This window comes from Corynebacterium sp. UMB6689 (assembly GCF_030215295.1).
In the GTDB taxonomy this organism is placed as follows: Bacteria; Actinomycetota; Actinomycetes; order Mycobacteriales; family Mycobacteriaceae; genus Corynebacterium; species Corynebacterium aurimucosum.
Genome location: NZ_JASOLS010000011.1, coordinates 1 through 12,323, shown reverse-complemented (window position 1 = coordinate 12,323; position 12,323 = coordinate 1). Strand labels below are relative to the sequence as shown.

General features: G+C 60.5%; 10 protein-coding genes and 1 tRNA gene. 8 read left to right on the top strand and 3 right to left on the bottom strand.

The genetic code is table 11. The features are described 5' to 3' along the window. Position 1 precedes the first annotated feature (1 nt). The gene (locus QP363_RS07485; protein WP_083313821.1) at positions 2 to 1,399 is read right to left on the bottom strand and encodes an amino acid permease; all 1,398 of its coding nucleotides are present in this window, start codon (positions 1,397 to 1,399) and stop codon (positions 2 to 4) included. Between the two features lie 113 nt (positions 1,400 to 1,512). On the opposite strand from QP363_RS07485, the gene QP363_RS07480 reads away from it, so the two are divergent. Both QP363_RS07480 and QP363_RS07475 read left to right on the top strand, forming a co-directional pair. After that, entirely contained in the window at positions 1,513 to 2,667 is a 1,155-nt protein-coding gene (locus QP363_RS07480) for a CdaR family transcriptional regulator (protein ID WP_284763778.1), read from the top strand. 45 nt (positions 2,668 to 2,712) lie between these two features. After that, positions 2,713 to 2,801: transfer RNA gene (locus tag QP363_RS07475), tRNA-Ser, on the top strand. A gap of 350 nt (positions 2,802 to 3,151) precedes the next feature. Here QP363_RS07475 and QP363_RS07470 read toward each other — a convergent pair. Continuing rightward, on the bottom strand, positions 3,152 to 3,544 hold the full coding sequence (locus tag QP363_RS07470) for an NUDIX domain-containing protein (RefSeq protein WP_070645465.1): 393 nt from the start codon (positions 3,542 to 3,544) through the stop codon (positions 3,152 to 3,154). Between the two features lie 184 nt (positions 3,545 to 3,728). Here QP363_RS07470 and QP363_RS07465 point away from each other — a divergent pair, with 184 nt between their 5' ends. The 6 genes from QP363_RS07465 to QP363_RS07440 all read left to right on the top strand — a co-directional run bounded on the left by QP363_RS07465 (position 3,729) and on the right by QP363_RS07440 (position 11,190). After that, positions 3,729 to 6,269: a YhgE/Pip domain-containing protein gene (locus QP363_RS07465; RefSeq protein WP_284763777.1), complete on the top strand. Its 2,541-nt coding sequence runs from the start codon at positions 3,729 to 3,731 to the stop codon at positions 6,267 to 6,269. Continuing rightward, complete coding sequence (locus QP363_RS07460; protein ID WP_070710745.1) at positions 6,269 to 8,317, top strand: YhgE/Pip domain-containing protein; 2,049 nt, start codon at positions 6,269 to 6,271, stop codon at positions 8,315 to 8,317. Before QP363_RS07465 ends, QP363_RS07460 begins: the two co-directional genes overlap by 1 nt. A gap of 104 nt (positions 8,318 to 8,421) precedes the next feature. Next, entirely contained in the window at positions 8,422 to 9,786 is a 1,365-nt protein-coding gene (locus QP363_RS07455; protein WP_070444299.1) for a TrkH family potassium uptake protein, read from the top strand. A 1-nt stretch (position 9,787) separates the two neighbouring features. Further along, entirely contained in the window at positions 9,788 to 10,471 is a 684-nt protein-coding gene (locus QP363_RS07450; RefSeq protein ID WP_070510746.1) for a TrkA family potassium uptake protein, read from the top strand. 60 nt (positions 10,472 to 10,531) lie between these two features. Continuing rightward, on the top strand, positions 10,532 to 10,894 hold the full coding sequence (locus QP363_RS07445; protein WP_046648866.1) for a YidH family protein: 363 nt from the start codon (positions 10,532 to 10,534) through the stop codon (positions 10,892 to 10,894). Next, positions 10,891 to 11,190 carry a DUF202 domain-containing protein gene (locus QP363_RS07440; RefSeq protein ID WP_070717063.1) on the top strand — a complete coding sequence of 100 codons (300 nt, stop codon included), beginning with the start codon at positions 10,891 to 10,893 and terminating at the stop codon, positions 11,188 to 11,190. Before QP363_RS07445 ends, QP363_RS07440 begins: the two co-directional genes overlap by 4 nt. A gap of 106 nt (positions 11,191 to 11,296) precedes the next feature. Here the strand turns inward: QP363_RS07440 and QP363_RS07435 are convergent, their stop codons facing one another. Further along, positions 11,297 to 12,205: a DUF559 domain-containing protein gene (locus tag QP363_RS07435; protein WP_284763770.1), complete on the bottom strand. Its 909-nt coding sequence runs from the start codon at positions 12,203 to 12,205 to the stop codon at positions 11,297 to 11,299. Between the last annotated feature and the right edge of the window lie 118 nt (positions 12,206 to 12,323).

The window sequence follows — 12,323 nt, the reverse complement described above, 5'->3', positions numbered from 1 at the left end:
TCTATGTGTTTCGTGCGTCGTGGCGCTTCTTCCCCAGCCAGATGAGTGCCAAGGTCACAATCCAACAGGGTAGGACAATGGCACCGGTGCGGTAGTCCGGCAGCATGAACATCAAAGCGATGACGAGGGCGAAGAAGGCCAAGCACAGGTAGTTAGCGATGGGGTAGAGGGGCGCGCGGAAAGCAGCATCCGGGCAGCGTTTGCGGAAGTTCAGGTGAGCTACGGCGATGGCGGACCAGGAGATGAGCTCCGCGCCCACGATGATGGCGAGGAGAACAATCAGGATTTTGCCCTCGAAGAGGAAATTAAGCAGCACGGCAGAACCCATGAGCAGGGAGTTGAAGAGCAGGGCGCGAACCGGCACGCCCTTAGCGCTGACGGAGTTGAAGAAGGGCGGAGCTTGGCCGCCGCGGGAGAGATCCCGCAACATGCGCGCGCCGGAGAAGGTCATGGTGTTGAACACGGAGACGGCGGCGACGAGCACGATGAGGTTGAGGCCCGTGGCGGCAGCCGTGATACCTAGGGTGCTCAGCGCGCGTACGAAGGGTGAGGTGGAAGTATCGAGTTCGTTCCACGGAGCGAGCAGCACGATGATGCCGATGCCGCCGACGTAGAAGATGAGGATGCGCCAGATCACGTTGTTGATGGCCTTGGGCAGGCTTTTAGCGGGATCCTGCGCCTCGCCCGCGGCGGTGCCGATGGAGATGATGCCGCCGAAGGAGAAAATAACAGCGACGAGGGAAAAGAGCACACCGGAGGCACCGTTGGGGAAGAAACCGCCGTGCTCGGTGATATTGCTTAAGCCCAGGGCCGGCTCCGGGGTGAGGCCAAAGATGATGGCCGCGCCGACGACGATCATGAGGATGAGCGCGGCAACCTTGATGAGCGAAAGCCAGAATTCTGCCTCGGCGAAGGCGCCGACGTGCACCAGGTTGATGGCGGTGACGATGACGAGAGCGACGAGGGCGGTGAGCCAGTGCGGGATGCCGGGGAACCAGAAATCCATGATGGTGCCAGCGGCGGTAAGCTCCACCATGCCGACAACGATGGTGGTAAACCACCAGTTCCAACCAGTGACAAAGCCGGCGATGGGGCCGATGTATTCGCGGGCGTAGGCGCTAAAAGAGCCGGCGACGGGGTGCTCCACGGCCATCTCACCGAGCATGCGCATGATGAGGAAGATGATGAAACCGCCGATGGCATAGGCGGCGATAACACCCGGACCGGCCTCCTGGATGGAGGCGCCGGAGCCTAAGAAGAGGCCCGTGCCGATGCACGAGCCAAAAGCGATCATCTGCAGATGGCGCGACTTCATGCCGCGCTGCAGGCCGTCGTCTGTACTGGCGTTGTCGCTGGCGACAACGTCCTGTGCCCTGACGGAATTGTTGGTTGTGGTCATGTAGACGCCCTTCATGAACGTATATCTGTGACGTGAGTCATTGAACTGTAGGAGATTATTGCGCACCACAGTTTTGTTTGTCACTAGACAATATTCGGAAGTATCTTTGACATATGTCAAAAGTGACACCCCCGCAGCTGACGAGCATTCAGGATATCGTCGACGAATGCGCCCAGATCCTGCAGCGCTCCGTCGAGGTGACTACCCCCGCCATCGCGGTGATTGCCGCCAGTGCCCAGATTGGTGCCATCGATAAGAACCGTGCGGCCTCTATTCTTAACCGCACCCCGCCCCCAGAGCCGATCCCGTGGATGTTGAGCTTCGGTATTCAGGAGGCTGTGTTGCCGGTGCGCCTGCCCGCCAACCCGCGCTATGACATGCTGCCCCGCGTGGTCATCCCCCTGCGCCACGAGGATCGGCTCGTGGGCTACCTCTGGATTATTGATGAGCCCGCGCTGGGTGATGCCCCCTTGGTCCGCCTCGGTTCTTTAACGGCTCCGCTAGCCAGGCTTATCGACGAACGCGATGCGCCCCTCGCCGCCCGCGCCCAACAGCTCGGTGAGCTGGCCCGCGAGGTGCTTACCGGTGATCTGGCCGCGCTGGCCGGGGCGCGTGAGCGCGATCTTTTGCCCTCCGATGGCGAGCTGACCGTGCATCGCGTGCTGGTGGAAGGCGATCAGCGCGCGGTGGCCGTGGAACTTGCCCGCCCGCTGGTGCGCCGGCCCTTCTTGGTCGCGGACTCTCATGATTCCCTCGTGCTTGTCGAGTGCCGTCGCGATGACAAGGACACCGAGGCCCTCATGGAGGAGCTACAGAGTGCGTCGCTCGTCGCCGGCGCCGAGGTAGTGGCCCGCGGCTCGGCGCCGACGGCCCCGCAGGCGCGACTCATGGCGGACGTGGCCAAACTCTGCGGCCAGGACTCGCTGCGCTGGGAGGAGGCGGGCGCGTGGCGCCTGCTGCGCGGATGGGAGCTGACCTCAGCAACGGTGGCGGAGATGAGCCCGGATGCCGCGGTGCTTCTCGACGACCCCCGCAACTCCTACTGGCACACCCTGCTGACCTATTTTGAGCATTCCCGCAATGTCTCCGCGACCGCCGCTGCGCTCTACATCCACCGCGCTACACTGCACTACCGCCTAGACCGCGTGCGTGAGATTCTCGGGCCCGGCGTGCTCGATGATGGCTGGCGTTGCGCGGCTCTTTACGTTGCCCTCAAGCTGCACGCGGCGCTTCAGGGAAAGAATAGGGAAGCCCCATTTTGTCCATAGGGGAAGCGCTCAGGTAGAGTGATGGACGATTCATTGCGAATCGCTGGAGACGTGCCAGAGCGGCCGAATGGGGCTCCCTGCTAAGGAGTTGACTTACTTGCGTAGGTCCGGAGGTTCAAATCCTCTCGTCTCCGCAAACTACAGAACCCGAGTCATCGTTTCACCGGTGGCTCGGGTTCTGCGTTTTGTTGTTTTAGATAGGCATTTCTGACTTCTAGTGGGCATCGAGTGCTTCCCACACGGCTTCTTTGTCGTTGAGATCGATAAGAGCCGGCCCTCCGCAATCGAAAGAGGGGAGTTCAGCCTTAGCATTCATGCAGTCTATGTTAGCCGAGGGGGCACTGGCGGTCGCTGGTCGCTGTAGAAAACGTGACACATGATGTCATCTGGAGCCAAGTCTCTCCAATTGTCCCCGTTCGGGGTACCTTTTCGCATCTAAGGCCCTGATTTTTGAGATTTTGAGGCCTTATTTACGAAAACGGACCTACCCAGCCAGCGCGGGGAAGACGCGGTCACGCAACAGGTGCGCAAGCTCGCGGTCGGGGGCCGCTGGGTTGACCCAGGCGGTGTCGCCGATTTCGGCGGCCGCCTGGGGTTCGTCGGCGGTGATGGTGCGGGTGCAGGTGAAGATGGTGCCGACGACGACCTCGCCCGGTTCGTTGGCGGCGGGAGCGTCGAAGGTGCCGAGTTCGTTGAGGCTCTCGGCGTCGAGGGTGAGGCCTACTTCTTCGGCGACTTCGCGCAGGGCGGCGTCGACAAGCGCTTCGCCCGCCTCAGGCTTGCCGCCGGGCAGCTGGTACTTGGTGGAGGACTTCTTGCGCACGGTAAGCACGTGGCCTTGCGGGTTGCGGATGACGACGGCTGCGACTTCAATCATGGCCGCCGATTGTAGTGGGTAGTGAAAGTGCTAGAAAAATTTGTTTATCAATACAAGTTGGCGGGGTGTGGGCAAGGGTTTTGTTTTAGCAAACCATATCAACCTTTAATTGTTAATCATGGAAATTACGTTATGGGTTTCGGCAGGTTAGAGACTCGAAGCTTCAACGGGTACACTGCCTTCAGTGCGCCAAAGTTGGAAGATTTTTATCAGAGATGTAGCCAGGCTTGGCCGCGTCCCCAGGGCGTGGATCATCCTCATCGGACTCATCATCACCCCCGCGTTGTATTCATGGGTGAACATCGCGGCTTTTCGTGACCCTTATGGCCATACCAACAACATCAAGGTGGCCGTGGTCAACGAGGATAAGGGTGCTAACAATGAGCTCACTGGGGACATTGATGTTGGCAGCGAGGTCATTGAGAAACTGAAAAAGAATGACCAGATAGGCTGGCAATTCCTTGAGCGCGACGAAGCCGAGAAAGCCCTTTTAGAGGGAGACGTGTATGCCTCGGTGACGATTCCGGAGGACTTCAGTGAGAACCTCGTGAGCATGCTCGACGGGAAGTTCACGCAGCCGCAGCTGGTCTACCGCGTCAACGAGAAAAACAACGCCATCGCCGTCAAGATCACGGATACCGGTGCCAATGGTCTGGACAAGCAGATCACGGCGGCCTTTAAGGAGCAGGTGGCCACCGTCGCTGCGGAGAACGTCAAGGACACCGGTACCGACTTTGAGCGAAAAGTCACGCGCGCGATGAACAACACCAGCTCCTCTTTTGGGGAGACCGCGCAGGAGATTGACGGCAACCGCGAGAACCTCGCGCGGATCCAGGGAAAGCTTGACGCCGCTGCTGACTCCACGTTGGGAGCTAAGTCTACGGTGGCCAATGTGAGTGCTGCGCTGGGCGACGCCCAAACCGCCCTCGCCGAGGTCTCCTCCCTGGTCGAGCAGGCCCAAGGTGGTATTGGGGACTTCACCGACCAGACCACCGGCGCTTTCGTCAACGGTGCGACTGCGGTGGCGGACGGCACCGCCCAGGCGCAGGAATCCATCGCTGATGTCACCGCTGGCCTGAACCAGGCCGGTGACCGCTTCGATTACGCCACGCAGCGGGCTAATACCGCCATTGATGCGAGCGCAGAATCGATTGCGCAGCTTAAAGCCCTGCGCGATTCCGCAACACTCTCACCGCAGGTGGCTAAGGAAATTGATGACGCCATCCAGCGCCTTGATGAGGGTAATGAATCCAACCGCCAGTTGGTGGGAAACCTCAGTGCGCTGAGCAAGGATACGCAGGCCGCGGCGGATAACGTGCAGGCTAGCGCGGACGCCATCAACCAAGCGGCGGCCGATACCAAGGCCACCTCGCAGACGCTGCGCGATACCGTGACGTCCGCCGTGCCCGAAATCAACCGTGCCATGAGCAACCTGAGCTCCATGGCGAGCGCTTTGAGCTCCACCCTGGAAGCCCAGAAGGGCACCATGCAGGAGGCAGACGGTCTCCTAGATGGTGTGGCCCAGCAGCTGCGTGCCACGAAGGACACCTTGTCCGATTTCGATGCCAACCTCCTTGCCCTGCAGGACAGTTTGCGCGCGATGCAGGGTGATGTGGGCTCGCTGCGAGCCGCAATGAACTCCAAGGTCGTTCAAGATGTCACCGGGCTGGATGCGGAAGAAATCGGTAGGTTCTTTGCCGAACCCATCGAGCTGAAGACCGAAACCGTGTACCCGGTGGACAGCTACGGCTCCGCCATGGCGGCGCTGTTTACCAACCTCTCCCTGTGGATTGGTGCCTTCGTCCTCATGGTGATCTTCCGGGTCGAGGTGGATAAGGAAGGCTTCGACCGCGTCACAGTGGGCCAGGCCTACTTGGGCCGCTTCCTCCTCATGGCGTTGATGGTTATCATCCAGGCCATCACGGTGACCGTCGGTGATCTGCTCATTGGCGTGCAGACCGTGAATGCGCCGGCTTTCGTCCTGACAGGCATACTCGTGGGACTGGCCTACTTGAGCATTATTTACGCACTGTCCTCATCCCTGGGACACCTGGGACGTGGCCTCTGCGTGGTCTTTGTCATTATCCAGATTCCGGGTGCTTCGGGCCTGTACCCGATTGAGCTTTTGCCCAACTTCTTCCACACCATCTACCCACTACTGCCATTCACGTACGGCATCGATGCCATGCGCGAAACCATCGGTGGGTTCTATGGGAACCACTATTTCAAGAACATGGCCGTGCTCGCCTTCATGTTCATTCTGTTCTTCGTCTTCGGCCTGCTGCTGCGTAAGGCGTTGGCGCACTTCAATGTCATCTTCAACCGCGAGCTGCGGGACACTGAGCTCTTTGACTATGAAAACGTGCAGGTTGTGGGCTCCGGCTACCGCATCGCGGACGTCATCCAGGCGCTGGATAGCCGCAGTGGCCTGAAGAAGGATCTGGACCGCCGCGCGCACAACTGGGGCTATTGGCTCAAGCTGGTGGGCATCGCCGGTGTTATCGGAGTGGTGATCCTCATCGTCGTCTCGGGTCTCTTGCCCGACCAGAAGCCGCTGCTTCTGGCTATTTGGACGGCATGGTGCTTCCTCATCATTATCGCCGCGGTCACCCTGGAGTACCTGCGCATTAGCCTGAAGCAGTCCGCAGAGCTGGTGACGTTGGATGAGGATGACATCAAACATCCAGCGCGCATTGGCGCGGAGTCCACGGAGGGGGATAACTAATGCGTGGAACACTCGATCTTTTTCTGAATGACATGCGCACCGCATGCCGCAACGTGATGAGCGCGGTGATGCTCGTGGGCCTCGTCGTTATCCCGATGCTGTTCACCTGGTTTAACGTTCTGGCCAGCTGGAATCCCTTCGATAACACCAGCCAGCTCAAGGTGGCGGTGGCCAGCAAGGACACCGGCTACAAAAGCGATCTGTTGCCGGTGCCCATCAACGTCGGCGACCAGGTGCTCAATGAGCTACGTGCAAACGAGCAGCTGGATTGGGTTGTGACCACCTCCGATGAGGCGATAGAAGGTACCAAGTCCGGTGAGTATTACGCAGCCATCGTGCTTCCGGAAGATTTCAGTACCGACATGATGAACTTCTACACGGATGGTTCCCAGCCTGCGGATTTGTCCTTCTATATGAATGAAAAGAAGAATGCGCTGGCGCCGAAGATTACAGGTCAGGGTGCAGAGGGCGTGTCGGCGCAGGTGGCCGAGGCCTTCACCACGACGGTCGGCGATGTTTCCTTCGACCTGGTTACCTCACTCTCCGACTTCTTGAGCCAGGGCGATACCAAGGCCGTGTTGGACCGGATGCAGGCGCGCGCGGATGGTGTGCAGACCCAGCTGGATATGGCGGCACGTACCGCGCGTTCCTTGGCTGGACTTGTGGATACCGCGGTTCCGCTCATGGAAAGCGCCCAGCGCATTGCGGACTCGGCGGACCTGGAGCTGCCGGAGGTCCAGTCCTCCTCACTCAATGTTTCGACGGATGCGCTGCAACAATCCCTCGATGCGACCAGCGCCAGCTATGATGTGGTGCGCCAACGCATTGATGCGCTTTACGACGACGCCTCCGCCTCCCGCGCCGACCGCGTCGCCGCGCTCAACACCTTGGCCGGCCAGGTAGAAGGCACCATTGCGCAGTACCAGAACCTGCATGGCCACATTGAGGCCCTCCCGATTCCCGTAGGGGATAAGGAGAAAGCGCTCAGCCGGATCGAGGACGCTATCGACGCCGAGCGTGCCCTTCACGCGCGCCTTACGGCCGCCGCCAACGCACCCGAACCTACGAAGCCGGATCTCTCCAGCCTCGATGATGCCAAGAAGGCAGTGGAGGGAATCTCCACCTCCGGTCTGCGTGAATCCTTGCGCGCGCTGCAGAATTCCCTGGGCCAGGTAAGCGCGGATCTGGATACCGCGAAGACTCCCGTCACCATTGATTCCTCTTCCTTGACGGATGCCCGGGATGCGGTACAGAAGCTCGCCTCTGGCTTGCAGGACAAGGCGAACAAGTTTGGTGATCTAAAGAAGGACATCGATTCCGCTGCGGAATCCGGGGATCTGAAGAAACTCGCGGACCTTATTGGTTCAGATCCGGACGCCTTGGCGCGTGCGATTGCGGCCCCAGTGGACGTCGACAGGCAAGCGGTCTACCCGGTCAAGAGCTTCGGCGCCGGCATGACGCCCATGTACACCGCCCTGGCGCTGTGGGTGGGTGCGCTGCTGACCGCAGTGAGCGTGCGCACCGACGTTGTGGACAAGGACAAGTATTCGCCGATGCAGCGCTTCTTCGGGCGCTTCGGTATTTTCGCGGCGGTCGGCCTCGTGCAGTCGACGATGCTCATCCTGGGCCTCATCTTCTTCGTAGGCATCGAGCCCGCGCACCCGATCCTCATGCTGCTGGCAGGCTGGATAAGCTCGCTCATCTTTATGCTGATTTGCTACACCTTTGTGGTGTCGTTTGCCAACGCGGGCAAGGCGCTAGCGGTGCTCATGCTGGTCATCCAGGTCTCTTCTTCGGGCGGTGCTTACCCATTGCCGGTGCTTCCGGAGTGGTTCCAGAACATTAGCCCCTGGTTGCCAGCGACCTACACCATCCGCGCCTTCCGCGCGGCCATCGCCGGAACCTACCACGGTGACTTCTGGCTGTCGCTGCTTGCCCTCTTGCTCTTTGCCGTACCGATGCTCGTGTTGGGCGTGGTCTTCCACAAGCCGCTGGAGAAGTTCACCAATGGCTGGGTGGAGACCTTGGAAAAGACCAAGCTGATGTAGTGCTTACCGCACGGTGCAGCCGATGCTATTTACATAAAACTCTGGAGATACTCACAGGTTAGTGGGGTCCCGTGAAACGGCACCCAGCGGTAAGCTGAAGCGCTGTGAAACGCGGTCATTTCCTGGGCCCAGCTCGGCTCACCGCCGCGGGCTTTATTCTGCTTATCCTCGTGGGAACGGTGCTTCTTATGCTGCCGATTTCCGCCAACGTTCCACAGTGGACTCCGTTCTTGCCGGCACTTTTTACGGCTACCTCGGCAGTCTCTTTGACGGGTCTCGTGGTGGAGGACACCGGAACTTACTGGACGCCCTTCGGCCAAGTGGTCATTATTACGCTCATCCAGCTGGGCGGCCTCGGCATCATGAGTTTGGCGTCGTTATCGGGCATGCTTCTGACCGGACGCATCAGCTTCAAAGCTCGCAGAACTAGTGCTGCGGAGGGCCGCGCCGTGGTCTCTGGCGGAATTCGCCGCGCCTTGCTGCTTACCTTGGTGATGACTCTGATCTGCGAGGCCATCGTTGCCGTATTTATCGGCGTGCGTTTAGCCACCGAACACGGAGTAGCACCAGGACGCGCGGTGTGGGAAGGCATCTTCCACGCTATTTCGGCCTTCAACAACGCCGGGTTTAGTACCTATTCCGATAGCGTCGTTTCCTTTGCCGCCGATGCTTGGATCCTGTTGCCCCTCGCCTGCGCCCTGATTACGGGTGGCTTGGGCTATCCCATGCTGGCGGAGTTCGTGCGACGGGCCCGCGCACGGCTAACACGCTGGCGTGGTGGCACGCCACGCATTCACCGCATGTCCATGACCGCCCGGATGACGCTGGGTGCCACAGCGTTTTTGTTGCTTAGCGGCACCGTTGTTTTCTTCCTCGCAGAAAACTCTGGGGTACTACACGGGATGCCGCTGGGACAGAAGCTCACTAACGCTTTTTTCATGAGTGCGTCGCCCCGCACGGCCGGTTTCAACGCCATTGACTACGGGGAAGCGCATCCGTTGACGCTGATGGTCACGGATATCCTGATGTTCATCGGCGGCGGCTCCGCCGGTACGGCGGGTGGCATCAAGGTGACGACCGCATGCGTTCTGGGCGCGGCGATGATCTCTGAATTCCTGGGCCGGGAAGACACCTCCATCGGGCACCGTCGCCTGCCGCTGTCCACCTTCCGCCAGGCCCTCGCGCTGACCGCCGCCGGAATGATCGTTGTTGCTGTAGGCGTGGCAACGCTGCGCATCTGGGACCCCGAGTTCACCGCGGACCAGGTCACTTTCGAAGTCATGTCCGCCTTCGCCACCGTGGGTTTGTCCACGGGTATTACCGCAAGTTTGTCCGCACCATCACAGCTCATGCTGTGTCTCATCATGTACGTTGGCCGCGTAGGCCCCACCACCTTCGTGGCGGCACTGGCCGCCCGGACTATTAGCCTGCGCTACCGCTACCCAGAAGAAAGGCCGTTCATTGGCTAACATGTTCAGCGCCCTGCGGCGCGAGAAGACGTCCATCAATATTCCGCCGGTCGTCGTCATTGGCATGGGGCGGTTCGGTTCTTCCCTGGCCCGTGAATTGATGGAGCATGGCGTGGAGGTTCTTGGCATCGATGCCGAGGAGAAGCACGTGCGCGAGCACGCCGCGTACCTCACCGAGGCGGTGACCGCGGATACGACCGACGCCGAGGCCCTCCGCCAGCTGGGCGTTGATGAAGTGGAACGCGTGGTCGTGGCCATCGGCTCCGATTTGGAAGATTCCATCCTCACCGCCTCGAACTTGGTGGAACTGGGGGTAGGCGATATCTGGGCCAAGGCAGATTCGGATGCGCACGCCCGTATCCTGCGCCAATTGGGAGTGCACCACGTGATCCGCCCAGAGCGCGATACGGGCCGCCGCGTGGCGCACCTGTTGGGCGGGCGCTTCGAGGACTTTGCGGAGATCGCCACCGACTATGGTGTGACGGCGATGACCCCGCCGGCGTCGATAAGTAAGCGTCCGCTCAACCTGCACCAGGTGTGGGAAGAGCACAACGTTCAGCTCATCTCCCGCTGTGAGGGGCCTGGCCAGTGGCGCCCGCTTGTCGACGGCACCGAGCTCACCCACCGCGACCTCATCGTCGTCGCCGGTAGCCCAGCGGATCTTGAGGCCTTCTCGCAGTCCTAAGCGCGGTGCTTGGGGTGCCTCGCACTGTGGAGCGAGGAGCGGGGCGCTACAGTGGCGCGTATGACGAAGGCACGTTTTCCGGGCTCGGTGTATGGAACAGGGGAGGAACCCGACCCGCGCTTCAGCATGGCTAATGAGCGCACCTTTTTGGCGTGGATCCGCACGTCCTTAGCCTTTATCGCCGGTGGTGTGGCTCTGGAGACCTTCGAGCTGCCGCTGAACACCACGCTGACTCGCGTCGTTTCCGTCATCATGCTGATCGTGGCCATAATCCTGCCGGCGGTGGCATGGTTTCACTGGGGTGCTTCGGAACGAGCGATGCGCCATGGGCGTCCGCTCCCGGCTAGCCCAGCGTTGGCGTTGATTGTTGGTGTGGTGATCATCATCGGCCTGATGATTCTGGTGGGCGAGCTGCTAGCGTGAGCGAGCTTTTTGATCCCGGCCTCCAACCCGAGCGCACCCGCTTAGCCTGGCAGCGCACGGGTCTAGCCGGCCTCATCGCGGGTTTGCTGGTCGTTCGTTCCGTTGCGCCATGGGCCGCCCTGATTGTAGGGGTAGTGGTGGCCGTGGTGCTGTGGTTGGCCACCGCCAAGCTCCGCCATGCTGACGAGATCCTGGCTCGGGCCGAATCACCTGCCCTGCCCGGAGCTCCGGCGCTTGCCGCCGTTGCGCTGGGGACGATGCTCCTCGGGGCAGTTGCCTTTGCCGCTATCTGGTAGAGCCAAACCCCCAGACCTCGATCCCGCAACCTGCAGGTGGGCGTCGCCAAGCGCTTGCCGACGCCCCACCGCCGACCAGGGAGTTGCGGGATCGAGGTCTGGGGATCTAGCGAAGGTTCCTAGGCCCCGCAGCTAAGTGCCGCGCGATGGTGGCGATAAAGTCTTTTGGAGCTTCGCGCAATTCTTGGGGTGAGAAGCGTAAGACGACAAAGCCTTGGTTGAGGAGTGCCTTTTGGCGTTGGTGTTCGGCTCGAATTACCTCTTCCAGCTCGTTCTCGTATTTCACATTGCCGTCGATTTCAATGAGCAGCCAGCCATTAATCGCGAGGTCGGCGTAGTACTGATTGACCCGGTATTGGGCGCGCAGGCTGCGAACCGCGGGAAGGCCCGCGTCAAGAATAAGCGCCCGCGCATAAGACTCCCAGGGAGATTCGGAGCTGTTGACGCTGTGCTCCACGGCCCGCCGGGCATCCGCGACTCCTTTCACGCGACCCATGTTGCCAAGAACCCAGTTGAGGGTGTCCTTTGATACCCGGCGTGACCGTACGTAGTCTGCGGCGACGAGACCTTCGACGAAGCCATCGAAACGCGCGATGTCGATCGCTGTGCGTGCCAGGGACGTAACCCGGATCCCGTGGACTTCTGTGACTTGATTGTTGAGCTTTGTCTGCTTGTAACGGAAGTATTGGCGCTTGGACCTTTGGGGAACGGAGTTGGAGGGGACTGTCGCGAAATACTCGCTCGGCGTTGTGAGCGTAGGGATGCCATGGATGCGAGCAGCCGCTTTGCCCAGGAGAGTTGCCCGCGGTGCGGCACGCGCATGGGCATAAACCTCTGCGGTTTCTCGCTCCCAGGGTTTCATGTGCAGCCATCGGTGCAGGGGAATGACATAGCACCACGCGAGCTTATGGAATTTCCTTGCGTGAATTTTTCCCCATCGGGGGTCGTCGTTGGTGAGCGTGCGCAGATCGACCATGTGGGTGTCTATGTAGTGAAAGATGCCTAGGTTGTTCATGGCTTACTTTTAGCGCATTCGAGCAGCTCGCGCGCGCTGAGCAGCATTCAGGGCCAAACCCCCAGACCTCGATCCCGCAACCCCCTGGTGGGTGGTGGGGCGTCGCCAAGCGCTTGGC